This window comes from Rhodovulum sp. PH10 (assembly GCF_000293785.1).
In the GTDB taxonomy this organism is placed as follows: Bacteria; Pseudomonadota; Alphaproteobacteria; order Rhizobiales; family Xanthobacteraceae; genus Rhodoplanes.
In genome coordinates this window covers 39,801-62,900 of sequence record NZ_AKZI01000022.1, presented here as the reverse complement: position 1 = coordinate 62,900, position 23,100 = coordinate 39,801, and the positions used below count along the sequence as shown (strand labels likewise).

Annotated in this window: 31 protein-coding genes and 1 tRNA gene; 20 read left to right on the top strand and 12 right to left on the bottom strand. The window is 68.2% G+C overall.

Annotation, left to right across the window (positions count from 1 at the left end; translation table 11 throughout):
• The first annotated feature begins 138 nt into the window (after nucleotides 1-138).
• The 4 genes from A33M_RS04885 (at nucleotide 139) to A33M_RS04870 (ending at nucleotide 4,214) form a co-directional block, all read left to right on the top strand.
• Nucleotides 139-1,356: a CoA transferase gene (locus tag A33M_RS04885; protein ID WP_008384172.1), complete on the top strand. Its 1,218-nt coding sequence runs from the start codon at nucleotides 139-141 to the stop codon at nucleotides 1,354-1,356.
• 110 nt (nucleotides 1,357-1,466) lie between these two features.
• The gene (locus A33M_RS04880) at nucleotides 1,467-2,216 is read left to right on the top strand and encodes an FkbM family methyltransferase (protein ID WP_008384169.1); all 750 of its coding nucleotides are present in this window, start codon (nucleotides 1,467-1,469) and stop codon (nucleotides 2,214-2,216) included.
• A 4-nt stretch (nucleotides 2,217-2,220) separates the two neighbouring features.
• Nucleotides 2,221-3,291 (top strand): hypothetical protein, encoded by a 1,071-nt coding sequence (locus A33M_RS04875; protein ID WP_008384167.1) that lies wholly within the window; start codon nucleotides 2,221-2,223, stop codon nucleotides 3,289-3,291.
• A 284-nt stretch (nucleotides 3,292-3,575) separates the two neighbouring features.
• Nucleotides 3,576-4,214, top strand: a complete 639-nt coding sequence (locus tag A33M_RS04870; RefSeq protein WP_008384165.1) for a GntR family transcriptional regulator — start codon at nucleotides 3,576-3,578, stop codon at nucleotides 4,212-4,214.
• Nucleotides 4,215-4,262: 48 nt separating this feature from the next.
• On the opposite strand, the gene A33M_RS04865 is transcribed toward A33M_RS04870, so the two are convergent.
• Together A33M_RS04865 and A33M_RS04860 are read right to left on the bottom strand one after the other, a co-directional pair.
• Entirely contained in the window at nucleotides 4,263-5,453 is a 1,191-nt protein-coding gene (locus A33M_RS04865; RefSeq protein ID WP_008384163.1) for a mandelate racemase/muconate lactonizing enzyme family protein, read from the bottom strand.
• A gap of 14 nt (nucleotides 5,454-5,467) precedes the next feature.
• On the bottom strand, nucleotides 5,468-6,763 hold the full coding sequence (locus tag A33M_RS04860; protein ID WP_008384161.1) for an MFS transporter: 1,296 nt from the start codon (nucleotides 6,761-6,763) through the stop codon (nucleotides 5,468-5,470).
• A gap of 318 nt (nucleotides 6,764-7,081) precedes the next feature.
• On the opposite strand from A33M_RS04860, the gene A33M_RS04855 reads away from it, so the two are divergent.
• The 3 genes from A33M_RS04855 (at nucleotide 7,082) to A33M_RS04845 (ending at nucleotide 9,157) form a co-directional block, all read left to right on the top strand.
• Nucleotides 7,082-8,179, top strand: coding sequence for a DUF2336 domain-containing protein (locus A33M_RS04855; RefSeq protein WP_008384159.1), 1,098 nt, complete (start codon nucleotides 7,082-7,084; stop codon nucleotides 8,177-8,179).
• A 154-nt stretch (nucleotides 8,180-8,333) separates the two neighbouring features.
• Nucleotides 8,334-8,846 (top strand): gamma-glutamylcyclotransferase family protein, encoded by a 513-nt coding sequence (locus A33M_RS04850; protein ID WP_008384157.1) that lies wholly within the window; start codon nucleotides 8,334-8,336, stop codon nucleotides 8,844-8,846.
• Entirely contained in the window at nucleotides 8,843-9,157 is a 315-nt protein-coding gene (locus A33M_RS04845; protein WP_008384155.1) for an acylphosphatase, read from the top strand. Before A33M_RS04850 ends, A33M_RS04845 begins: the two co-directional genes overlap by 4 nt.
• Nucleotides 9,158-9,180: 23 nt before the next feature.
• Here A33M_RS04845 and lipB read toward each other — a convergent pair whose 3' ends face one another.
• Complete coding sequence (gene lipB / locus A33M_RS04840) at nucleotides 9,181-9,981, bottom strand: lipoyl(octanoyl) transferase LipB (RefSeq protein ID WP_008384153.1); 801 nt, start codon at nucleotides 9,979-9,981, stop codon at nucleotides 9,181-9,183.
• Nucleotides 9,982-10,000: 19 nt separating this feature from the next.
• Between lipB and A33M_RS04835 the strand changes: the two genes are divergently transcribed.
• Entirely contained in the window at nucleotides 10,001-10,243 is a 243-nt protein-coding gene (locus A33M_RS04835) for a FliM/FliN family flagellar motor switch protein (protein ID WP_008384151.1), read from the top strand.
• Nucleotides 10,244-10,742: 499 nt separating this feature from the next.
• Nucleotides 10,743-10,827, top strand: a tRNA-Leu gene (locus A33M_RS04825).
• Nucleotides 10,828-10,849: 22 nt separating this feature from the next.
• On the opposite strand, the gene A33M_RS04820 is transcribed toward A33M_RS04825, so the two are convergent.
• The 9 genes from A33M_RS04820 to A33M_RS22175 all read right to left on the bottom strand — a co-directional run bounded on the left by A33M_RS04820 (nucleotide 10,850) and on the right by A33M_RS22175 (nucleotide 15,194).
• Nucleotides 10,850-11,953, bottom strand: coding sequence for a tyrosine-type recombinase/integrase (locus tag A33M_RS04820; protein WP_008384148.1), 1,104 nt, complete (start codon nucleotides 11,951-11,953; stop codon nucleotides 10,850-10,852).
• Nucleotides 11,953-12,156, bottom strand: coding sequence for a hypothetical protein (locus A33M_RS04815; protein ID WP_040619330.1), 204 nt, complete (start codon nucleotides 12,154-12,156; stop codon nucleotides 11,953-11,955). Before A33M_RS04815 ends, A33M_RS04820 begins: the two co-directional genes overlap by 1 nt.
• A 326-nt stretch (nucleotides 12,157-12,482) precedes the next feature.
• Nucleotides 12,483-12,656 (bottom strand): hypothetical protein, encoded by a 174-nt coding sequence (locus tag A33M_RS23675; RefSeq protein WP_008384146.1) that lies wholly within the window; start codon nucleotides 12,654-12,656, stop codon nucleotides 12,483-12,485.
• A gap of 12 nt (nucleotides 12,657-12,668) precedes the next feature.
• On the bottom strand, nucleotides 12,669-12,992 hold the full coding sequence (locus A33M_RS04810) for a hypothetical protein (RefSeq protein ID WP_008384145.1): 324 nt from the start codon (nucleotides 12,990-12,992) through the stop codon (nucleotides 12,669-12,671).
• A complete protein-coding gene (locus A33M_RS04805; protein ID WP_040619329.1) occupies nucleotides 12,989-13,180 on the bottom strand; it encodes a hypothetical protein in 192 nt (63 codons plus the stop codon). Before A33M_RS04805 ends, A33M_RS04810 begins: the two co-directional genes overlap by 4 nt.
• A 10-nt stretch (nucleotides 13,181-13,190) precedes the next feature.
• Nucleotides 13,191-13,436 carry a hypothetical protein gene (locus A33M_RS04800; RefSeq protein ID WP_008384140.1) on the bottom strand — a complete coding sequence of 82 codons (246 nt, stop codon included), beginning with the start codon at nucleotides 13,434-13,436 and terminating at the stop codon, nucleotides 13,191-13,193.
• On the bottom strand, nucleotides 13,433-13,747 hold the full coding sequence (locus A33M_RS04795) for a hypothetical protein (RefSeq protein ID WP_008384137.1): 315 nt from the start codon (nucleotides 13,745-13,747) through the stop codon (nucleotides 13,433-13,435). The genes A33M_RS04800 and A33M_RS04795 overlap by 4 nt, the downstream gene beginning before the upstream one ends.
• A gap of 37 nt (nucleotides 13,748-13,784) precedes the next feature.
• On the bottom strand, nucleotides 13,785-13,955 hold the full coding sequence (locus tag A33M_RS23670) for a hypothetical protein (protein WP_008384136.1): 171 nt from the start codon (nucleotides 13,953-13,955) through the stop codon (nucleotides 13,785-13,787).
• A 474-nt stretch (nucleotides 13,956-14,429) separates the two neighbouring features.
• Nucleotides 14,430-15,194 (bottom strand): S24 family peptidase, encoded by a 765-nt coding sequence (locus A33M_RS22175; RefSeq protein WP_052026844.1) that lies wholly within the window; start codon nucleotides 15,192-15,194, stop codon nucleotides 14,430-14,432.
• A gap of 558 nt (nucleotides 15,195-15,752) precedes the next feature.
• Between A33M_RS22175 and A33M_RS04785 the strand changes: the two genes are divergently transcribed.
• From A33M_RS04785 to A33M_RS04735, 11 genes are all read left to right on the top strand, one after another.
• Entirely contained in the window at nucleotides 15,753-16,019 is a 267-nt protein-coding gene (locus A33M_RS04785; RefSeq protein ID WP_008384133.1) for a hypothetical protein, read from the top strand.
• Entirely contained in the window at nucleotides 16,016-16,291 is a 276-nt protein-coding gene (locus A33M_RS04780) for a hypothetical protein (RefSeq protein WP_040619328.1), read from the top strand. Before A33M_RS04785 ends, A33M_RS04780 begins: the two co-directional genes overlap by 4 nt.
• A 43-nt stretch (nucleotides 16,292-16,334) precedes the next feature.
• Nucleotides 16,335-17,003 (top strand): hypothetical protein, encoded by a 669-nt coding sequence (locus tag A33M_RS22170; RefSeq protein WP_157223333.1) that lies wholly within the window; start codon nucleotides 16,335-16,337, stop codon nucleotides 17,001-17,003.
• A 104-nt stretch (nucleotides 17,004-17,107) separates the two neighbouring features.
• Nucleotides 17,108-17,437 (top strand): hypothetical protein, encoded by a 330-nt coding sequence (locus A33M_RS04770; RefSeq protein ID WP_008384129.1) that lies wholly within the window; start codon nucleotides 17,108-17,110, stop codon nucleotides 17,435-17,437.
• Nucleotides 17,438-17,456: 19 nt separating this feature from the next.
• Nucleotides 17,457-18,266 (top strand): DUF2303 family protein, encoded by an 810-nt coding sequence (locus A33M_RS04765; RefSeq protein ID WP_008384126.1) that lies wholly within the window; start codon nucleotides 17,457-17,459, stop codon nucleotides 18,264-18,266.
• 55 nt (nucleotides 18,267-18,321) lie between these two features.
• Complete coding sequence (locus tag A33M_RS24375; protein WP_008384125.1) at nucleotides 18,322-19,833, top strand: SAM-dependent methyltransferase; 1,512 nt, start codon at nucleotides 18,322-18,324, stop codon at nucleotides 19,831-19,833.
• Nucleotides 19,830-20,111 (top strand): hypothetical protein, encoded by a 282-nt coding sequence (locus A33M_RS04755; RefSeq protein ID WP_157223332.1) that lies wholly within the window; start codon nucleotides 19,830-19,832, stop codon nucleotides 20,109-20,111. Before A33M_RS24375 ends, A33M_RS04755 begins: the two co-directional genes overlap by 4 nt.
• Nucleotides 20,104-20,856: a DUF1937 family protein gene (locus A33M_RS22160; protein ID WP_083850310.1), complete on the top strand. Its 753-nt coding sequence runs from the start codon at nucleotides 20,104-20,106 to the stop codon at nucleotides 20,854-20,856. The genes A33M_RS04755 and A33M_RS22160 overlap by 8 nt, the downstream gene beginning before the upstream one ends.
• Nucleotides 20,853-22,145 carry a helix-turn-helix domain-containing protein gene (locus tag A33M_RS22155; protein WP_052026843.1) on the top strand — a complete coding sequence of 431 codons (1,293 nt, stop codon included), beginning with the start codon at nucleotides 20,853-20,855 and terminating at the stop codon, nucleotides 22,143-22,145. The genes A33M_RS22160 and A33M_RS22155 overlap by 4 nt, the downstream gene beginning before the upstream one ends.
• A 1-nt stretch (nucleotide 22,146) precedes the next feature.
• Entirely contained in the window at nucleotides 22,147-22,716 is a 570-nt protein-coding gene (locus tag A33M_RS04740) for a transcription termination/antitermination NusG family protein (RefSeq protein WP_040619327.1), read from the top strand.
• An 81-nt stretch (nucleotides 22,717-22,797) separates the two neighbouring features.
• Nucleotides 22,798-23,067 (top strand): HNH endonuclease, encoded by a 270-nt coding sequence (locus A33M_RS04735; protein WP_040619343.1) that lies wholly within the window; start codon nucleotides 22,798-22,800, stop codon nucleotides 23,065-23,067.
• Nucleotides 23,068-23,100 lie beyond the last annotated feature (33 nt).

Genomic DNA, 23,100 nt, shown 5'->3' with positions numbered 1-23,100 from the left:
TCGGCCGCCCGGTTCGTCGCCGATCTCGCGCGTACTCCCCGGTACGCGCCTCGATCGGCTCCTGCCGGATCGGCGAAATCGGCTCCGGCGCAGCCCCGTCGGAGTTTCCAAACGGTCTCTGAGCGTAGGAGTGGCGTGATGGTCGAGGTGCTGAAGGGGTTGCGGGTGATCGAGGGCTCCGCCTTCGTCGCGGTGCCGTTCGCCGGAATGACGCTGGCGCAGCTCGGCGCCGACGTGATCCGCTTCGATCGCATTCGCGGCGGGCTCGACTATCACCGCTGGCCGGTCACCAAGGACAATCGCAGCCTGTTCTGGGCCGGGCTCAACAAGGGCAAGCGCTCGCTCGCGGTCGACATGGCGACCCCGCGCGGCCAGGAGATCCTCACCCGCCTGATCTGCGAGCCGGGCCCCGACCGCGGCGTCTTTCTCACCAATCTGCGGGTGCGCGGCTGGATGGACTACGACTCGCTGCGCAAGCACCGCGAGGACCTGATCATGGTCTCGGTGCTGGGCGATCGGCGCGGCGGCCCGGCGGTCGACTACACCGTCAATCCCGCGGTCGGCTTTCCCTCCGCCACCGGGCCGGAGGGCTCGCAGGACCCGGTGTGCCACGTGCTGCCGGCCTGGGACCTCGTGACCGGCCAAAAGGCCGCGCTCGGCGTGCTGGCGGCCGAGCGGCACCGGCGGATGACCGGGCAGGGCCAGCTCGTCGAGGTGGCGCTCAAGGACGTGGCGCTGGCGACGCTGGGCAATCTCGGCATCATCGGCGAGGTCGAGGTCAACGGCTTCGACCGGCCGCGCTACGGCAATGCGCTCTATGGCGCCTACGGCCAGGACTTCGAGACCGCCGACGGCCGCCGGGTGATGATCGTCGCCCTCACCAACCGCCAGTGGGACGGCCTGCGCCACACCACCGGCCTGCACGAGGAGCTCGACGACCTCGGCGTGCGGCTCGGCCTGCGGCTGTCGCGCGAGGGCGACCGCTTCAAGGCGCGCAAGGAGATCACCGAGCTGCTCGCGCCCTGGTTCCGCGCCCGCCACGTCGAGGACTTCGCCCCCGCGCTCGACGAGCACGGCGTCACCTGGTCGGTGTTTCGCTCGTTCCGCCAGGTGATCGACGAGGATCCCGACTGCTCGCCCGACAACCCGATGTTCGCCAGGCTCGAGCAGCCCGGCATCGGCGAGTATCTGATGCCCGGCACGCCGTTCTCGTTCAGCGAGGTGCCGCGCGAGCCGCCCAAGCGCGCCGCCGGCCTCGGCGAGCACACCGACGAGATTTTGTCCGAGATCGGCTACCCCGACCACGAGATCTCGTGGCTGCACGAGCACCACATCGTCGCCGGGCCGAGACGGTAGGACGATACGGCTCCGGCAAACTTCTCTGGCCGCCCGGCCGATTCGTGATAGAGCCGGCCGAGCGGTGTGCGCCGGGTTCTCGGGGCGCGCCGTCAGGGGAGCGGTTCGGCGTGTTTCTCGATCGGTTGGCTACCAGCGCCGCGTGGCGCTGGCGTCTGTGGGCGTGGGGCGACGAGCTGCGGGTCGGCGGCAAGCGGCTGCGCCGCGATCCGGTGCTGACCTCGCCGGTGGTGCTGAAGCTCGTCGCGCTCGGCCGCTACGAGAAGCCGGAACGCGACCTGCTCGCCCACATGGCACAGGCCGGCCTGATCGGGCCGGGCGACCGGGTGGTCGAGGCGGGCGGCGGGCTCGGCACGGTGACCATGGCGATCGCCGACCTGGTCGGTGATGCCGCCGTCACGGTGTTCGAGCCGACCCCGCGGACCGCGACGGCACTTCGTGAAAATCTCGCGCTCAACGGGCATTCGGTGACGGTCGAGCAGGCGGCGGTGGTCGCCGGCGACGTCGCCGAGGTCGCCTTCGCCGACACCAGCGAGACCTCGAGCTTCGCCGTCGCGGGACTGGTGGATGCCGCCGCGGCGCCAACCCGCATCGTGGTGCCGGCGCGCGCGCTGTCGGCGATCGTCGCGACGCTCGACCCGACCGTGCTGGTGCTCGACGTCGAGGGCGCCGAGGTCGACCTCTTGCCGTCGGTCGCCGACTGGCGGCGGGTGCGGGCGATCCATCTCGAGCTGCATCCGCACGCGGTGGCGCAAGGCGCGCTCGACGCCATGTTCGCGGCAATGGCGAAGGCGGGCTTCGTGCGGGCAAAAATTCCCGATTTCGGGTCGCACCTCGCGCTGCTGGTTCGGGCTGGCTAGGCCGATGCGTCTTCTCGTCGTCACCCACCACTTCTTCGAGCCCGCTTCGGCGGGCGATCCGACCATCTATGCGAGCCGGATCGACCCGATCGCCCGCATCGCCGCGGTCAACGCGATGATCGTCGGGTTCCACCGCCATTTCGGCCCGAACCGGCACGGCGAGGATTCTGCCGCCCGGCTGCCCGGCGACGAGACCGAGCGGGTGCTCGACATCGTCGTGCTGCAGGTGCCGGGCAAGGGCATCATGGAGCATGTCGGCATCGACCCGTCGCTCTACACGCTGGAGCTTTGGGACGGCCCGGCGATGCAGCTCGGCTTCGAGACCCAGCGGGTGATCGGCGAGCGCGTCGGGCAGTACGACTATTACGCCGTGGTCGAGGACGACATGATCGTCCACGACCCGCTGTTCTTCGACAAGCTCGCCTGGTTCGAGCAGGCGTTCGGGCCGGAGCGGGTGCTGCTGCCGCTGCGCTACGAGATGTCGCAATCCGGCACGCCGGCGATGGTCTCGGTGTGGCCCAAGATTTCGGCCGAGACCATGATCGGTCTCGGCATGCGTCGCGCCGGCCAGCCGCCGATGCTGGAGGCCGATTGGCACGGCCGGCGCCACAGTTTCGCGCTGCCGACCAACCCGCATGTCGGCGGCTTCTTCGTCTCCGACGCGCAGCTCCGCCGCTGGATGGCGACGCCGTGGTTCTACGACCGCGACGGCGCCTTCGCCGGTCCGCTCGAGAGCGCGATGACGCTGTCGCTCGGCCGCGCCTTCGACGCCTACCAGCCGGCCGCGCCCGACCCGTTCTTCCTGTCGATCGAGCATTTCGGCACCCGCTACGCGCGCGGCTGGGCGCCGCCCGGCCACACTTACGGCGACCCGCCGCTCCTGGCGCTCGCGCGCCGCGGCAGCGGCGGGGCGGCGGGCGAGGGGCTCGACGCGCTGCTTTCGGTCGCCGACGACGGCCTCAACCGGCTGATGCAGGAGCGCGACACGGTCGCCGGTGAGCTCGCGGCGCTGAAGCGTTCGCGCTCGAAGCTGTTCAAGGCGCTCCTGCACGCGATTTTCGCGCGACGGCGGTGAGGGTACGCCGCTCGGCGGCCGAAGGTCGCGTCCGCGCCCCTCGACCGGCCGGCCCGACCGGCCGTCGGCGACCGTCCGGGCCGCAACGTGTGCGGTCGGCACAACGGCCGGTTGGCTCTTGTTCTCCCGCCACATTGCGGACGATACTGCGGCCCGCAATTCCTTCCTTACTTCCTTACTTCCTTCCGTGCCGTCCCGGCTTCGTTCGCTTCGCTCCGCAGCGGCGAGTGCCGCGGACCTCGAATACCAGCCGAACCGGCTCCCATTCTTCGACGGGTACGACGATGAGTACGAAATCGCTCGTTGCTTATGCGGAAGCCAAGATCCGGGAGATGATCGTCAGCGGCGAGCTCGCGCTCGGCCAGAAGCTGACCGAGGAGCAGCTCGCCGACCATTTCTCGATCAGCACCACGCCGGTCCACGAGGCGCTGAAGCTGCTTTCGACGATGGGTCTGGTGATCATCAAGCCGCGGAGCGGATCCTACGTCGCCTGCTTCACGAAGCGGGAGATCGAGAACCTGAACAACGTCCGGATCGTCATCGAGTGCGAGGCGATACGGGAGTCGATGCAGCGGAACTACAAGGCGCTGTGCGACGACCTCAAGTTCAACATGCTCGAGGCCCGTGAGGCGAGCAAGCTCGCCGACGCGAAGAAATACATCAACGTGGACAACCGGTTCCATGCGGCCTTCTTCCGGCACGCCGAGAACGAGTTCCTCGACGCGATCTTCCGGACCATCGAGGCCAAGGTGTTCACCCTGTACAACAACGCGATCAAGCGCTACGCGGCGGCCGACATCGAGATTTCCGTCCTCCAGCACGCCGCGATCGTCCGGGCCATTCGCGACGAGGATTTCGACGCCGCCTGCGCTCGGATGAAGGAGCACATCCTGCGCATCAACAACTATGTCGGAGAAGGCTGACGGGCGCCGCACGGTCACGTCCGTCAGCGGTGTGAGGATAGCTCGTGGTCAGCTCACGGTCACCTTGCGGGAGGCGTTCATCGCGTCCTCCGTCAGCTCCTGCCCGATGCCCGGCCGATCGGGGATCTCGAAATAGCCGTCCTTCGGCAGGTAGTCGTACTTGCAGGTGTTCCGGTTCGCCGCGAGCTGGGCGACCGCATGCTGCTCGTGGATCAGGAAGTTCGGGATCACGGCCTCGAGCTGCAATGCCGCGGCCGTGGCGATCGGCCCGCCGCACACGTGGATCTGAACGGCCGCATCGTAGGTGTTGGCCATGTCGCAGATCTTCTTGCCCTCGGTGATCCCGCCGCAATTGCCGAGATCGGGCTGGATCACGTTGAGCGAGCGGTCCTCCAGGAACGGCCGGTAGCCCCAGCGGGTGTAGATCCGCTCGCCGGAGGCGATCGGGATGCGGATCCGCTCCGAGACCTCGCGCATGGAGACGCTGTTGAGCGGATGCACGGGCTCCTCGTAGTAGAAGATCCGGTACTTCTCGAGCTCGGTGCCGAGCTGCACGGCGGTGTTCACGTCGGTCAGCGAATGCAGCTCGATGATGATGTCCATCCTCTCGCCGCCTTCCTTGCGCATCGCGGCGACCCGGTCGATCGCGACGCGGAGCTGGTCGTACTCCAGCATTCCGTAATTGTTCCAGCCCATCCAGTTCCCCTGGAGGTCGAACCCGACCGGATCCACCTTGATGCAGGTGTAGCCCTGGTCGAGCGCCTTGCGGGTGGCCTTCGCGTAGTCCTTCGGATCGACGAGAGCGGCCGTCTTCTCGTCCCAGTCGAACTGGAGCTGGCTCGCATAGCTGCGCAGCCGGGTGTTGGTCTTGCCGCCGAGGAGATTGTAGACGGGCGTTTGATAGTGCTTGCCGCGGATGTCCCACAAGGCGATGTCGAGGCCACTGATGCCGGAGAACACCACCGTGCCGCCACCCATCCCCCAGAACGGCTTTCTGAACAGCTTCTCCCAGATCTCCTCGTTGTTGAGGGGATTCATGCCGATGATCATCTTGGCGAAGTCGACCGCCATGCCGAAGCCGGCATCCTGGGCGTTGCCGTAGGCGAGCCCGAGCTCGCCGAATCCGGAGATGTTCTCGTCGGTGTTGATCCGCACCACCACGGGGAAGAACTCGGTTCCCTCGAGGATGCTCGGCTTGCCGTCGTTCACCTTGAAGACGTCGACGCTGATGATTTTCATGATTTTCTCTTTCGTTAGCTCTCGGTGAGAGCCTTGTCCTCGAGACTGAGCGAGATCGTCACGAGGAAGGCGAAAACGCAGCACGCCGCCTGGAAGGACAGGACGCCGAAGGTGCCGGCCGAGGTGTCCTTGATGACGCCGACGATGCTGTTGCCGACGAAGCCGCCGGCGCTGGACAGCGAGTTGATGATCGCGACGCCCACGGCGGCCGCCCGGCCGGTGAGATAGATCGAGGGAAGCGACCAGAACGGACCGTAGAAGGCCACGTTGCCGACCGCGTTCAGGATCACGCCGGTGAGGCGCAGCGGAATCTCGTCGAACACGGCGATCATCATCAGGCCGACCGCCGACAGGATGATCGGCAGCGCGGTGTGCCATTTGCGCTCGCGCTTGTGGTCCGAGTGCATGCCCCAGAACGGCATCACGACCAGGCTGATGATGCCGGGCAGCATCAAGACCGTGCCCACGGTCGTGTTCGACCAATCCGACGAGAAGCCCTTGACGATGGTGGGCATCCAGTAGTTCACCGACTGGGTCGTGGTCTGGATGCTGAAATAGATCAGGCTGAGCTGCCAGATCTTGGGGTGGGAGAAGATCTGACCGAGCGAGAAAGACGCGGTTTCCTTCTTGTACTCGTTCTCACGGCTCAACGTGTCGGTCAGCCAGCGCTTCTCCTCGTCGTTCAGCCACTTGGCCTTTTCCGGCTTGTCGACCAGCAGGAAGATCGCCATCACGCCGAGGATCACCGCGACGCCGCCTTCGATCATGAACATCCAGCGCCAGCCCGCGTGGCCGAACCAATGGATGTTGTCCATGATCAGCGTCGACACGGGGGCCGCAATGAAGTTGCCGAACGGCACCGCCAGCATGAACAGTCCGATGATGCTGGCGCGCTCCTTGGCCGGGAACCAGTAGGTGAAGAAGTAGATCATTCCCGGGAAGAACCCGGCCTCGGCGATGCCGAGCAGGACCCTGAGGCTCAGCACGTGGGTGAAGTTCTGGACGAAGAACATCCCCATCGTCACGAGGCCCCACGAGATGATGATGCGCGCCATCCATATGCGTGCACCCACCTTGTGCAGGCACATGTTGCTCGGTACCTCGAAGAAGAAGTATCCGATGAAGAACGCCGACGAGAGGAAGCCGAACGCGGCGTTCGAGATACCGAGCTCGGCGTTCATGTCGAGCGCGCCGAAGCCAATGCAGATCCGGTCGATGTAGTTGATGATGTAGAGGGCGAGGCAGAACGGTATGACTTTGAGTTTTATTTTTCGGATCGTCGTTTTCTGAATGTCGTCGGAGTCGTTCATGGGATGCCCCTTCTTGTTGCTGCTGCCGACCGGTCGAATGTGGCACGCGGGCGGACCCGAAGGTGAAATTTCACCCGCGGGAGCGGACCTCGGAGAAGCGAGAATTCCTCGCGAAACGAAGGGCTTGGCCAGAGCAGGAGGGGCGACCCCGGAGGCTGGCACATCTCGCCGGGTGGCTGCCCGGGATCGAAGAAGAAGGGGAGGCACAGCGTCGACGGTAGCGGGGGAAATCGCCGGTCGAGTTAACGGCTATTTCATTCCTGGGCGGTGTATTCGCATGGGGCGGATTGTTCGGGGCCGCGGCCTGGATCGGGTGTCATGGGGAGCGCGCCGTCGCTGATCGCAGAGCTCGAGGAGACGCTGAGCAACGGTTCGAGTGCCCAGCGCGCCGACATCCTGCGCCGTGTCAGCGACCTCTTCCTCGCCGGTGCCGACAACTACACGGAAGACCACGTCTCGGTGTTCGACGACGTGATGAGCCATCTCGTCCTCAAGATCGAGCGGAAGGCCCTGGTGCGGCTCGCCAAGCGGCTCGCGCCGGTGGCCAACGCGCCGGTCCGCACGGTGCATCGCCTCGCCGAGGACGACGACATCAAGATCTCCGGGCCGCTGATCGAGCGCTCGAAGATCCTCAGCGACGACTTCCTCGTTCAGCTCGCGCAGACCAAGGGGCAGGCGCACCTCGCCGCCATCGCCGGCCGTGAGCAGCTTCCCGAGCGGCTGACCGAGGTGCTGGTCGACCGCGGCGATTCCAGCGTCACGCTGAAGGTCACCGGCAACAAGGGCGCGCGCTTCTCCCGCCCGACCTTCATGAAGGTGATGGACAAGGCGAGCGACGACGTCCGCCTCGCCGAGACGGTGATCGGCCGCACCGACGTTCCGCCCGACGTGTTCGAGCATCTGCTGCGCAAGGCGACCGAGGTGGTGAAGACCCGCCTCCTGAAGTCGGCCGATGGCGACATGCGCGTGCAGATCACCCGCACGCTCGCCGAGATCGCCACCGAGGTGGCGCGCGAGCGCGCCCAGGTCGACAAGGACAGCTACTCGCCGAGCGCGCTTTTGCAGCTCGACACCGCCAAGCTGAAGGCCAAGGTCGCCGAGTTCGCCAAGGCGGGCCGCCAGAACGACACCATCGAGGCGCTGGCGGCGCTGAGCAAGCTGCCGGTCGAGACGGTGCGCAATTTGATGCGGGCCGGCGCCACCGAGGGCATCCTGATCTTGTGCAAGTCGGTCGGGCTCGGCTGGCCGGACGTGCGCTGCGTGATCGCCACCCTCGGCGGGGTGGAGGAGGACGGGGCGGTGAAGGAGGCGTTCGAGCGCTTCGTCACCCTCAGCAACGACACCTCCGCCCGGGTGATCCGCTTCGTGAAGTCGTGCAAGGCCGTCTCGAAAGCCGATTTCCAGCGCATGCTCTGATCGTTGCGGCGTTTCGCTGCGACGGTTTGTCGGCCGCCGGCTTGGCCCCCGGCTCGACCCCGTGCCGCGGATCGGCGATCATCGTCTCATCGAAACGCGTCGCCGAAATGCGCCGCTCTGCTTCTGCCGGAACGACCCGAGGAGACGTGTCCCGGTGACGCTGCACTTCGCCTACGGATCGAACATGGATCGCGCGATGATGCGCCGGCGCTGTCCGGGCGCACAGGAGGCCGGCCGCGCGGTGCTCGACGGCTTTCGCACCATCGTCAACGACGACGGGCTGATCACCGCGGTGCGGGCGCCGGGCGTTTGCGTGCACGGCGTGCTGTGGCGGATCGGCGTGCGCGACCGCGCCGCCCTCAATGCCTACGAAGGGCTCGACGTCGGCCTCTATCGCGCGGTGACGCTGCCGGTGTGCTTTTGTGACGGCCGTGGTGGTGCTCCCGGCGGCGCCCGCGTCCGCGCGCTGCTCTATCTCGCCCGCTCGTCCCGCCGCGGCCGGCCAAAACCCGGCTATCTGCCGCTGGTGCTCGATGCGGCCCGCGCCGCCAGCTTGCCGGACGGTTACGTCGCGGCGCTCGCTCGGCTCGGCCCGGCGGGCTTTTTCGGCACGCGCGCCCGCGACATCGGCGAGTTTTCGGGCGAAGTCTCGGGAGGCCTCTCGTGAGCGCGCCCGACGAGAACCGAATCGCCCGCCATCTGCTGATCCGCGGCCGGGTGCAGGGGGTCGGCTTCCGCTACTGGGCGGCGTCGGAGGCGGAGCGCCGCGGTCTCGCCGGCTGGGTCCGCAACCGCCGCGACGGCGCGGTGGAGCTGGTCGCCGCCGGGCCGGCGGAGGTGGTGGAGGATTTCGTCGCCGCCTGCCGGCGCGGGCCGTTCCGCGCGCGGGTGGATCGGGTCGAGATCGACGCGGCGGGCGAGGCCGAGCGCGCGAACATGTCCGCGGACGGCTCCTTCGCCGTCTTGCACACGATCTGAAGATCGTTCCGTAGTGCTCTGAGTTATGAGCAAAATTCCGGAGGTGAGCCGGGCATCCGCTCGGCCGGGCCGAACAACCCCTCGAACTCCGCCTTCAGCGCGAGGTCGACATCCTCCATCGTCACCGTGTGCCCGAGATCCCACAGGCTGGTGACGCCGAAATGCGGATCGGCGATGCCGCACGGCACGATCCCGGAAAAATGCGACAGCTCCGGATCGACGTTCAGGCTGATGCCGTGCAGGCTGACCCAGCGCTTCAGCCGCACGCCGATGGCGGCGATCTTGTCCTCGCGGCCCTCGCCGCGCTCCGGGCGCCTTACCCACACGCCGACCCGGTCCGGCCGCGTCTCGCCGGACACGTTGAAGCGGGCGAGCGTCGCCACGATCCACGCCTCGAGCGAATGCACGAACCACCGCACGTCCGGCCGCCGTCTGCGCAGGTCGATCATCACGTACGCCACCCGCTGGCCGGGCCCGTGATAGGTGAACTGCCCGCCGCGTCCGGTGGCGAAGACCGGGAAGCGCGCGTCGATCAGGTCGGCCGGTTTCGCGCTGGTGCCGGCGGTGTAGAGCGGCGGGTGCTCGAGCAGCCAGACGAGTTCCGGGGCGGTGCCGGCGGCGATCGCCGCCACCCGCGCGTCCATCACCGCGAGCGCCGTCTCGTACGGCACGACGCCGTCGATCCGCCACTCGACCGGCGCGAGCGCGGTCGCGCTTTCGTCGGAGAGGGCCGGCGAGAGCGGCGAGCAGAGCGGGCGAGAGGGATCGTTAAGCACCTCGTAACCATCCTCGTGCTGATGTCTGGCGGTCGGTCGAAACAACACGTTCTTCGGGGATTCTTCGGTGGCCCAGCTCGAATCCGTCGCGCTCGATATCGCCGTCGTTCTCGGCTCGACCGTGATGCCGGTCCACCAGGTGCTGCGTCTCGGGCGCGGCGCCATCATCGAGTTGGACACCCGCGAGAACGAGCCCGTCAAGATCCTGGTCAACAACCACCCCGTGGCCGAGGGCGCGGTGGTGGTGAGCGGCAGCCGGATCGGCGTCGAGGTGCGGCGCATGCTGCCGCGCTCGCCGGAATATCGCTGACGCGTTTTTCCTTTCCGAGCATCCGTGCTGTCGCCGAGCGAGCCTGCCGGGGCAGGGGCGCCGTGCCGCGCCCGGCGATCGCTGGTCTTTTGGACTCGACCGTCGCCGCCATCGGCCGACTCGCATCCGCGTCCGAGCCCGGGCTTCCGGAGCCGGATCTCCCCGAGCCGGGTCTCGCCGAGCCGTCGCTCGGCCCGCGGCCGATTCCATTCGCCTCCCGGCTCTCGTCCTCCGGCCTACCGACGCATCGTCGGGCGAAGCTGTCGCTGGCGCCGCGCCCGACGATCGGTCGCAATCCTCTGCGGCGGCCGGCGGCAACCGCCTGAAATCGTTCGTTTCGGCACGGTCTGGCCGGTCTACCCGAAGGCCGCACGCGGCGGCACGAAACCCCTGTGAAATTTGCATCACGAGAGGCTTCGCCGCCCTTGTCGCCGCATCATCGATTTGTTACACCCTCGCGTCGCTTCGGCGCCGCCTCGCAGACGGTGCCGATCAGGATGCGGTCGTGGCGGAACTGGTAGACGCGCTAGCTTGAGGTGCTAGTGGGGCGACCCGTGGAGGTTCGAGTCCTCTCGACCGCACCAATGCTTTTCCAAGCATTTGAATTCATTGAGGTTTTGGCGCTCGCGCCCGCACCTTGCGGAGAGGTGCGGGAATAGACTGTTCGCCCGCCGTTCTGGTGAGCTTCCCGATCGCTCCTTTCGCCAGCCGCGCCCGGTCTGCCTCGCGGGTGTAGAGCGACGCCATCCCGCCGCCGCGCCACCCGAAGATCGCCTCCAGCTCGGCAACGGTCGCACCGTTCTCGGCCGCCCGCGTTGCGCCGATCTTCCGCACGCCGTGGGCGCTCTTGCGCTTGGCAAGGCCGGCCGATTCGCAGGCCTCCCGGAAGTAGTTCCCGAACGACTCCTTCGTCAGAGGTTTACCCGACGCTCCGCAGATGAACGCCAGATCCCCAGTCGGGCCCGCGTCGAGGGTCGCCTGCAACACAGGGAGAATCGGGATGGTGACCAGGACGGCCCCCTGGCTCTTCTCGGTCCGGAGCGTCGCGACGCCGTCGCGGACGTGCTGCCGGCCGAGCCTGACGGCGTCGCCGCGGCGCAACCCGGTGTAGAGCAGCACGTCGAGCCAAACGCGTTCCTTGGTGCCGACCGGCCAACGCTTTTCGAACCGCGCGACATCGTCTTCAGTCCAGGCGGGGAAGCCTCCACCTTTCGGCCGAGCCGGATTCCTCACGCCTGCCGTGGGATCGATCGTCACATGCCCGGCTTCGAGAGCCCAGCGGAACAGGCCTCGCATCGCGTCGAGGAAGTTCCGGGCTTGGGCGGGGGTGCCCGCACGCCGGTCCCGTCCCTCGACGATCGTCGCTCGGTCGACCGCAGAAAACGGTTCCGCCCCGGCCGACGCCAGCACGCCCTTGAAAATGTTGTCCCGCTGCCGACGGGTCGCAGCCGACAGGTCGGCGGCCCAAGCCGTTGTTTCGCGATACCGGTCGATCAGCCAGGCCAGCGATCCGGTCGTGGCCTTCCGCGGCCCGGGAAGCGGCTCGCCGGCGATCGCCGCCCGGTACTCGGCCTCGAACTCGGGTGTCCCGAAGGCGGCGCGCAGCCTGATTCGCGGTCCCTTGCCGACCCGCACATACCAGACGATCCGCCCGTGGCGGGTGGCTTCCCGATGTAGGTGCGGCGGGCGAGGGCGGGGCATGTCGTCCATCACAGGACGATCCGGCGCTTTCGGTCAACATCCGGCCCGTGGGTCGCTGGCTCGGGTGCGGCGAGCGCAGCCTCGTGCCCTTCGACCCGAATCACGATAGTGCCGTCGGGGCGCACCTCGACTGCACCGGCGCCGGCCTGCTTCGCGGCCCGCAGTGCTCGGGCGACGTCGGCCTGGGTAACGCGGGCGGGAGTGCGCGACACGGTTCAGTCTCCTTGATCGGGAGAGGCCCACCGACGGCACGCCGGCGACCGAGCCCGAACGTCCGTGCCGCGGCTGCACCTCCAGTAGCCGCGCACGAGCCCGCATTTTCGATAGGTGCGGGACGCCCCGAACACCACGACGTGCGCGCACGTTCCGCACGTCTGACCGGCCGGGCCCGTGCCCGGCGGCGCGGCGTATCCGTGCGGCCGGTCAGTGGCTCGACGCTGCTCGCGCTTGCGCTGCGCGTCCGATCTGGCTGGACGGTCGGGGTCGAACAGGTCGATCGTCATTGTGCTCTTCCCCTTCGCGAGCGGACCGGTCATGCTCAGGGCACGATCTTCCGCAGAGAAGTGCGCAACGCGTGCACCTGCGCGTGCAACGACGTCGCGTCGCGGCGGGCCTGGCGGGTGAGGCGAAGGGCGATGGTGATCAGGATCACCTGCAGCACCAGAGCGGCGCCGCAGAACCACCGGATCAGCGTCAACAAGGACTCGTCCACTTCGACCTCCTCTCACTGCGCAGCCCGGCGGCGGACGGCGGTCGCCCGTGCCATCAGCCAGTCGTAGCCGGCGAGCGCACCGGCGAGCAGGAGGTCCGCCTCGTACGCCGTGGTGGCGCGCGCATAGGACACCCCTCGCGGGGTGAGGCGGAGGCGCTGGCGCGCGCCGGACCAATCGAGCGTCACCAATCCCTCGTGGCCCAGCTGCCCCACCACGTCGGCCGACACGAGGACGTCGGCCGAGCCGGGTCGTATCCAGCCAGCGGGCGTGCATTCGAGCGGTTCGGCGAGGAGCGCGCCGAGCGCGCGGCGTGCAGCGGGATCGAGCGTGATCATAGTCGCACCTCGATGGTGGGGGCCGGCGGATGCGGGTCGAGCGCGCGGACCAGCGGCAGCGTGATGCTCGTCGCCTCGGCACTGTCGAGCGTCCAAATGCGGTGGGGCGTGCCGAGGATCACGAGCGTCGTGCGGCGCACGGGGTTGCTGCGGCGTCGACGGTGCGGTGTGTCGGAAATCGAGCCCATGCCTCCCTCCTCACGCCGGGCGGCTGGCACGGGACGCGGCCCGCTCGCGGGCGGCGGCGGCATGCAGATCGATCTGTCGGCCGGTCCAGCCGATCGAGAGCAGATCGTCACGCGTGACGGAGCCGTCGTTGACGGCGGCGAGGCCGAGAATGTCGTCGACCATCATCGACCGAATGTCGCTGGGATCGACCAGGCACGGGCGGCGGCAGAAGGGCGAGCGCGTTTTGAAGAACGAGCGGCGGGCGGCGGGGCTCATGATGCGGCTCCTCGAGGAGGTGGGGGCGTGGGAAATATCGGCGCGTGGGCGGCCGCGGCGGGCGGGGTGGTGTCGGGCCGCGTGGACACGGGAGCGGGCTTGCGGTGGCCGGCGAGGGCGCGGGCATAACGGGCGCCGGCTTCGCGGCCTCGGTCCCATGCCTGGGCAGCGATCTGGCCGTCCGCGTCGCGCCGGCCGTCATACGGGTTGCAGAACTGTCCGGCGTCGTGGGCGACGAGGCCCTCGGCAAAGGCGGCGAGCAGGTGATACGGCGCGTAGCTGGCGGCGATGCCAGCGAGGTCGGCGGGCATGGCGGGCGCTCCCAGGGGGCGTGGAGGGTGGGGGGCCTCAGCGGCCCCCGGTCTCCAGCAGCTCGCCCAGGAAGCGAGCCTCCTCCAGGTCCGGGCGCTTGCCGGTCTTGGCCGCGCGGGCGCAGGCCCGGTCATAGCGGTCGGCGAGCTCCGGGCGGCCGGCCTGGCCGTGGAACCGGATCAACTCGTTGCGGCGGCGGGTGGTCATGATGGTGTCTCCCCTCGTTCGATGGAGAGACTGTAGCGATAAACGCTACATCCGGTCAAGAGTGGATGTAGCGAAATTAGATACCCGTAACCGAGCTAGCGCGGCAGCGGTCCGGTGGATTTGCCGTCGGCCATGGCGAGAAATTGATCCATGTTCCGGAAGCGCACCAAGCCGGCCGGCGTCACTGCCTCGACGGAGCAGTTGACGAGCACTCGATAGGGGATGCCGGCATAGACGCCATGAGGCTCAAATGGTGGCGGCTGCTCGGGGGGGTGCAACTTCGCGACTTATGACCACGGGGCCTGCCGCCGCATCGCGGATCAGTCGTGGTAGGGCCAACAGAAGCAATCCGGCCAATAGCGGAGACATCAAGGTTGATAGAAGAAACCATCCAAAACTAAAACGTCCGCGAGTGTGTGCGGCCACTGCGACAACGACGGAGGCAATAAGCCAAAATAATGCGATCTCCATCGTTCAATCCATCGTAAGTCGACCGACATATCGACCTATAATTTTGACGTTAGACAGAAGTTCTTCATAGCTAGTATATTGTGGATTGTTCGGAATAATTCGGACTCGGATCGGGTCAGTGTCGGGGATCACTTCGAGCCGCTTGAGCGTCTGTCCGAGACCGTCAAAGAGGGCAAAGATGCCTGGTGGGCTCGGCGTGCGATGAGCGGTGTCGATGAAGACGAAATCGCCGTCGTGGATCCGAGGCTCCATGGAATCGCCCATGCACTCCACGATATGGAGCGACGAGACCGTGCCGTGAAATCGGCGCTGTATTACGTTTGCCGGGATCTTCCATGTGTCGACCACCGGGACTGCGGCAAACGAGTTGTTTCCGATTGCTATCTGGATCGTCGAGACATCATCGGAATGGCCCAGGCCGAGTCGAGCGTCTACTTGTGGGATCTCTCCTGCTGGGATGTTGCGAGGCGCGCCGTCGAACACGACGCCGCCTAGTGGGTGGCCGGTCGTCGATGCCACTTCTTCGGACGAGAGGTGCTCCTCGTCGCCGTTTTGATCGACGCGCAGCGGCCGAAATCCAGTGATCTGTGAGATTGCGACCATTTCGTCGAGCATCAGTCGACGACGGCCTTTCGCCAGTTTGTTGACGGCCGCGCGATCGATGGCGCGGCCCAGGCGCTCGGACAACTGGCGGGCCAGCTCCGCTTGACTCATCCCTTTGTGGAGGAGAGCGGCCTGAATCCAGTCGACTGTGGCGCGCGTGTCCATGCCGCGACTGTAGCGTCCACCGCTACACGCGTCTGTCCCCATTGTCGCTACGGTTGTGTTGCGTATCGTAGCGATAGTCGCTACGTTCGGCGACGCCATGAATCCAGCATCCTCGATCATTTCGAAGCTCGGCGGGCCGTCCAAGGTCGCTACGGTCGTAGGCGTCCATCGGACGCGTGTCTCGAACTGGGGACGGCCGAGGTCGGCTGGTGGGACGGGCGGTGTCATCCCGCAGCGTCATCACCGCGCGCTACTCGATTTCGCGCGCGACCTGGGAGTGGTGCTCACCGCTGACGATCTACTGCCGCCTTCCACCTCCTCGCTCGTCTCAGCAATGGCGGAAACCGTGCCGGTTCGCGAGACCGGCAGTGGCTCCGTCCCTTCTTCTGCCTTGCGGGAGACACCCTGATGTCGACGCGGGCAGCATCGCCGACGCGGGGTCGGACGGTCAAATCGCACCGCGAAATGCGATTCGGTCGATTCCGAAACGCGATTCGGTCGACGGCCGCTATCGCTCGGACGGCAAGGGAGATTTGGCCGGACCAAACGGCGCCCGAGTTGGCCTGGGCGGGCGGGCTCGGGAGCGCACGGGGCGCCGAGCTGCTGCTCGCCGGCAAGACCGCGGCGAGCGCCGAGACCATCCTGACGCTGATCTTTCACCCGGTGCACGGGCGTCGGTTTCTGGTGGCGGTGATGGCCGCCGCCGATCCCGTTCCGCCCTATTGGCGGGAGCTGCTCAAGCAATTCGAGCTGTCCGAGACGCGGGCGCAGCTGCGCGCACTCAACAAGCGCCTCGTCCGTCTCGAGGAGGGCGAGGAGGCATGAGCACTTCCGCCGATCTCGGGACCCTCTCCGCCGCGCGCCCGTGTCGTCGCGTGGCGGCGCCTGCCGGCGCGTCCGAATGCTCCACGGGAGCCGCGCCCGCGGCGGATGCGCCGGCCATTTCGTTTGGTTCGGCTGCGTGCCCGGCCGCGCCGGACGCACAGACGGATGCGTGCTCCGGCGAGGACTGGCGGGCCTATATGCCGATCGCTCTCGTGGTGCTCGCCGGCCTGGTGGTCGACGGCTGCGCGATCGTGATCACGAGGGGAGGGTGACATGGGAGCCGTCACCGCACTCTCGCGCTTCGTCGCCGCCACCGTGGTCGATGGCGACGGCCGTCGCACCTCGGGTGCCAAGATCGTCTGTGCCCGCTGCTCGCGCAGCCTCGTGGTCGCGCGCCCGCATCTCAAGAACAACGCCGGTTACAGCGACGGCAAGGAAATCGCGTTTCTCACCAAGCGCTACCAACGCGCCGGCTGGCTGGTCGGCCGGCTCGCGATGCACGACCGATGCCCGGACTGCCAGAAGGAGAGCAAGGCCATGGCCGGCAAGGACACACCCAATCTCGCGATCGTCGCCGGTCCGGCTTCGCGTCAGCCGGTCGAAACCGCGCCGGTCATGACAGCGGCCGTGCCGGCGGGCACGTCGCCCCGTCAGATGTCACGTGAGGACCGACGGCTGGTCTTCTCCAGGCTCGACGAGGTCTATCTCGACGAGGAGCGTGGTTACGGCGTCGGCTGGACCGACCAGAAGGTCGCCGACGATCTCGGCGTGCCGCGCGCGTGGGTCGTCACCATTCGTGAGGAGAATTTCGGCGGCGCAGGCGGGAACGAGGAGATCGCCGCGCAGGTGGCCGAGGCCGAGGCGCTGGTGAAACGCGCGAGCGAGGCGGCCGCGGAATGCGATCGCCGTGCCACCGAGATCCGCCGGGAGGCCGCGGCCATCGACTCGATGGTGCGGACCATCCGCAAAGCGATCGGAATGTGAGGGAGATTCGGTCGTGTCACGGCGGCGCTCTGCCGGCGATCGCCAATCCGCCGAGGGAAGTCATCGTGACCATCGGCCTTTCTGTCCATCGAGAGGAGGACCGCGTGAAGCTGATCACGGACATTTTGCGGGAATACCGGCGTGGCGCGCCGGTGGCTCTCGCAACGGCGCTGCTCGCCGAGGTCGTGCGGGCCGTCGACGAGACCGGCAAGGCCGGCGAGGTGACGATCAAGCTCAAGGTCAAGCCGTCCGAGCACGGCAGCACCGAGAAGTCCCTGCTCGTGTCGGTCACCAGCAAGAAGCCGGTGCCGGAGATGCAGCCGGCCGTCTTCTTCTCGGATGCCGACGGCGATCTGCATCGCGTCGACCCGTCGCAGCGCGAGATGGATTTCGTCGAGGCCGATCCCACGTTCCACGGCGCCGCGCGCGCTTGATCACGAAGGACCAACACCCATGACGACGGAAGCGGAAGCCATTCGGAACCTGGCGCAGGATGCGCTGCGGGCACAGTCGGTCGAGCTCGCGGACGGGCGACGGTTTCTGGTCGTGCCGGACGGCACGACCCTGAAGGAGGTGAGCGACGAGCACGGCCTGTCCGTCTCTCTGCCGCGCTACATCGACCAGACCGTCACCGTCCAGACGCAGGATTCTCTCGTCGAATATGTCGGCGAGTTCTCGGGCGAGGCGACCGTGCTGTTCGCAGACCAGGAGAACGATCGGATCGTCGCCGTACTCGATTATCACGAGCCGGGCGCGCCGACGCACGGGGCGCACCGGGCCGTGCTGCAGCTCCAACACTCGGTCGAATGGCAGCTGTGGACCGGCATCAGCGGCACGCTGATGGGGCAGCTCGAATTCGCGCGGTTCGTCGAGGAGAATTCGGCGGACGTGCGGGCGCCCACGGCGGCCGACCTGCTCGAGGCGGTGCGCGACCTGCAGGCGCACCGCAAGGTGAACTTCGTCAAGGCGGTGAGGACCGCCAGCGACAACGAGAATTTCGAGTTCACCGCCGAGAACAGCGCCGTCACCAAGGGCGGTCTCGAGCTGCCGACCAAATTCGTGCTCGGCCTGCCGGTCTATTTCGGCGAGCCCGACACCGAGGTGCACGCTTTCCTGCGGTGGCGGATCGATCCGGAGCAGGGCGGGCTGAAGCTCGGCATCCAGCTCCACCGTGTCGAGCAGGTGCGGCAGGCGGTGTTCCAGGCGATCGTCACCTCGATCGCCGAGCGCACCAGGCGGCGGGCGATCTTCGGCCGGCTGTGATCCGAGGCTTTGTGGCTTCCACGGTCAGCCGTGGAAGCCACGCCGGAACGTGACGATGAATCTCGAATACCATCCGCTCGCAAACTTGTTCCCGCTGATCGAGGGCGATGATTTCGCCGACCTCGTCGCGGACGTCGCTGCGCACGGGATTCAGCAGCCGATCGATCTCTATCAAGGAAAAATCCTCGACGGGCGGAACCGCTACCGGGCGGCGCGAGCCGCCGAGGTCGAGATCGGCCCGCAGCACGTGCGTTACTTTCGCGAGGAGCTGTTCGGCGATCCGCTCGCCTATGTGATCTCGCAGAACCTGCAGCGTCGGCACCTCGACGACCGGCAGCGCGCCTCGATCGCCGGCAAGATCGCCAACATGACGCGCGGGCGGCCCGCCGGGCCAGAGCCGGAAAATCCGCCAATTGGCGGATTTTCGGCAGCGCAGGCGGCGGCCAAGCTGAACGTCTCCGAGCGGCAGGTCGAGCGCGCCCGGGTGGTGCACGATCAGGGGGTGCCCGAGCTGTGCGAGGCCCTCGACCGCGGAGAGATCCCGGTGTCGGCAGCGGAGCGCCTCGCCCGGAAGGATGTGGGCGAGCAGCGCGCCGAGCTGGCGCAGCTCCTGCCGCGCGGCGCGCGCGCCGTGATGGCGGCGCGGATCGAGCCCGACGACAGCCTCGACTTCTTCCCGACGCCGCCCTGGGCGACGCGCGCTTTGATGGAGGTGGTGCTGCCGCATCTCGGCGTGCGCCAGGTGCGCCAGGTGTGGGAGCCGGCGTGCGGGGAGGGGCACATCGCCGAGGTGCTGCGGGAGTACGTGCCCGACGTGGTGGCGACCGACATCCGCGATTACGGCTATCGATCCACCGGCGTCGCCGATTTCCTCGCCGACATCGTGCCGGGGGCGGACGACGGATGGATCGTCACCAACCCACCGTTCGGCAGCCGGACGATTCCGTTCGTGCTGCGGGCGCTCGATTTCGTGCCGCGCGGCGGCGTCGCGATGTTCCTGCGATCGCAATGGGCGGTCGAAGGCATCGAGCGGTGGGAGCGTGTCTTTCGCGATCGGTGCCCGACGCTGTGCGCGTATTTCGTCGAGCGCGTGCCCTTGTGCAAGGGACGGTGGGACCCGGACGGGTCGACGGCGACCGCCTATTGCTGGCTGGTCTGGGTCGCGGGCGGGTCGCCGCTGCCGCCGCTGTGGATTCCGCCCGGTCAATGCGCGACCCGGACGCGCCCGGACGACGCCGAGCATTTCACGCGGCATCCGGTGGCGCGGCGATCGATCAGCCTCGACGGGCCGGTCGATCTGACGACGGGCGAGATCATCGAACCCGAGGGCGAGAGAGGTGGCGCCGTATCCGCAGGCGGATCCGCAGGGGCAGATGGCGGCGCGAGGCAGGCCACGGCAGCCGGCGTGATGCCCGCCGGTGAGGCGCCCTCGGCAGGGCCGGAGGCTGTCGTGCGCGGCGCGACGGTCTCCGGCCTGCTCGATCGGTCGGCCACGGACGATGGGCTCGACATTCCCGATTTCTTGCGGCGCTCGGTGTCTTCGGAGCCGGTCGGTGGCGGCCGATGAGGAGCCGCCGACCCGCACCGGTGACGGTCACGGTGACGCTGCCGGCGGATCTCGCGCACATGGCCGAGGCGGCGGCCGAGATGCGGCAGATGCCCGTCTCCGAGCTGATCACCTCCATGCTCGACGTCACGGCGCGGTGCGACCTGTGGGGCGTGCTGCGGGGCGAGGTGCCGGCCGGCGTGCTGCTGACGCGGGAATTCTTGATGCGGACGGTCGCGGTGCTGATCGCGGCGCAGGCGGAGCCCGCGAGGGATCCGAGCGGAGGGGATCATGACTGACGACGTTCGGCCGATGGACGGCAAGGATCCGTGGCATCTGGCACCGTGGGATGCGCTCCGCGCGGTCGTGCGGATGCTCGGCCACGGGGCGGACAAGCACGACGGCGCGAGCGGTGACGACTGGCGGCGGGGGCGGGCGTGGTCCGACGACTGGGCGGCGCTGCACCGCCACCTTGCGGCATGGTGGCTGCGCGAGGGGCCGGACGCAGGCTCCGGCCGGTCGCACCTGTGGCACGCCGGCGCGCGGATCGTGATCCTGATCGCGGCCGAGCTGCGCGGCATCGGGCGTGACGACCGGCCGGTGCCGGATTCGGCGAGCGTCGAGTCGGTGCCGCCGTTCGGCGCGCCGTACGGCTGCCGGCTCGTCTATCTCGCGACGCCCTATACGCGCTATCCGGACGGCATGATCGCGGCCTTCGAGGCGGCGGCGGATCTGGCCGGGCGTCTCGTGCGGCGGGGCGTGTGCGTCTACTCGCCGATCGCGCACTCGCATCCGCTCGCCGTGCACGGCGGCGCGCCGGCCACGGATCACGAGATGTGGATGCGGCAGGACGCGCCCATGCTTGCAGCGGCGGACGCGCTCTATGTCGCCCATCTGCCGGGCTGGGACTGCTCACAAGGCGTCGCGCACGAGATCGCGGTGTGCGAGGCCGCGGGCAAGCCGATCTACGACCTCGATCCCGTGACGCTCGAGGTGCGGCTGCGCGGAGCGATCGCCGGTGAGAAGGCGAGGGGTGCGGCATGAGCATGCAGGCGATCAACTGGGCGCTCGCGCTGCCGATTCCGCCGAGCCCGAAACTGACGCTCATGGTGATCGGCAATTACGCCGACGAGAACGGCTGCGCGTGGCCGTCGATCGCGCGCCTCGCTGCGGACACGTCGCAATCACGAGCGACGGTGCAGCGGCGCATCAAGGATTTGGAGCGCGACGGCTTGCTGATCAGGGTCGCGCGGCACGCACAGGACGGCCGGCGCACTTCCGACGAGATCAGGTTGCGGCTCGACGTCGGGCCGGCGGAGTTGCTGCAGCGCGTGTCGGATCTGCCTTCGGCGGAGGAGGCAGAGGACGCGGGCGACGTGGAGGACGTCGGCGAGCCCCCTCCGGAAGAGGGGGAGGGTATCAAATTGATACCGGGGGGGAGGGTAGCAAATTGCGACGGGGAGGGTATCACAGCTGTGCTACGGTCCCCGTATCACTGCTGCTACCCCAACAATGAACCTCCAAAAGAACCAGATTCTACCCCCCGACCCCCCTCCGGTGCGGCGAGGCCGCAGGACGTCCGAGGGGAGCAAGACCCGAGTCCCGAGCGCGATCCGAGGATCGAGGGGTGGCTCGACGAGTTCCGATCGGTCTATCCACGGGTCACCAACCGGCCCGAACTCGTTGCGGCGCTCGCGGCCGGGCTGACGACCGAGGAGCGCGCCCGGGTGCTCACGGCGGCCCGCGGAGCGAGGGCGCTGCACGACCGCACGCCGAAACGGCCCCCGGCGTTGGTGTCGCCCGAGAGGCTGCTGCGGAACCCGGGGCTGTGGGACGAGTACGGCCGCCACGCGCCGTCCGAGCCGGTGCGACCGGTGTTCGTGCGGGTCGACTCCGCCGAATGGCGCGCCCGCGGCGTGCTGGCGGCGATCCGCGGCCGGGCGATGCCGCGTGCCGAGCACGATGCTGCGCGTGGGTGCGCCGGGGTGCTCATGCGGCCTCTGCCCGATTTCGTGCTGGCGCTGGCGGCTTATGCCGACGTGCCGGCCGAGGACTGGCCGCTGATCGCGCCGAAGACCGCGCAGTGGGTGCGCTGGGCCGAGTGGCTGGCGTTGCTCGGCGGCGCCGGGCTCGAGGCGCGCAAGCACAACATTCCCGGCGAGACGGTGACGCTCCGGCGGCTGGGCGGGCCGCCCGAGGAGGTGCCCCGGTGGCAGTTTGCGGCACGGGTGCCCTGCGAGTGGCCGCCGGCGCGATCCGGGTCGTCCGGCACCGGCCCGCCCGCCGACGACGGGGATGCGCTGCACGCTCGGCACGACGCGGAGGGGCAGTGAGATGCTGCGGCTCTCGGACCAGGACGGGACGACGTGGGGATGCGTGCAGACGGTCGGCGGCCGTGAGGCTCTGTGCGCGAGCGAGATCGTGCGCCTCGGCCTGTCGTGCTTCTGGCCGCGATATCTGGCGACCCAGACCGTCCAGGGCGGCGGGCGGCGGGCCGATGGGCGCCGCCGCGTGCGGCGCTCGCTGTTTCCCGGCTACGTGTTCGCCGGGTGGCCGGCGAGCACGCCGTGGGCGTGGCGGGCGATCCGTGCGCTGCCCGGCCAACGGCGGGTGCTCGAAAGCGGCTACGACACGCCGGCGATGGTCGACCCGGGCTTTCTGCGGGAGCTGGTCGGGCACGAGGGTGAACTCGCCCACAATCTTGCATCCGCCCGCAAGGCGCTGCGTCTCTCGGCGGGAGACAGGATCCGCGCGACCGAGGGACCGTTCGTCGGTCTGTACGGCACGCTGATCACGCTTGACGATGCCGGAAGAATCGCGATGCTGATCGACATCCTCGGCGGCGCGACCGTCGTGAAAGGTTTGTCGGTCGATCAGATCGAGCCAGCATCAGCGAGAGGGTGATTCTCGCTGACGGCGGACGCATGGAAGAGTTCGTGGAGCCCCGGTGCAGCGATGCGCCGGGGCTTCTTGCTGACATGGGGCATGGGAGCACCATGGCGCCGCTGGTACAAGACGACCCGCTGGCAGCGGTTGCGCGACGAGGTCTTCCTCCGCGACCTGTGCACGTGCCGGCGGTGCGGTCGCGTCACCAGCGACGACGCGCGGGTTTGTGATCACGTCGAGCCGCACCGCGGGGACGAGCGTCTGTTCTGGGATGCGGCGAACCTGCAGACGCTGTGCAAGGACTGCCACGACCGGCTGAAGCAGTCCGAAGAGCAGGCGAGCCTCCATCGGCGGGGCGTCTGGCACTGACAGAGGGGGGGCCGAAAAGTCCCCGGCTCGCCG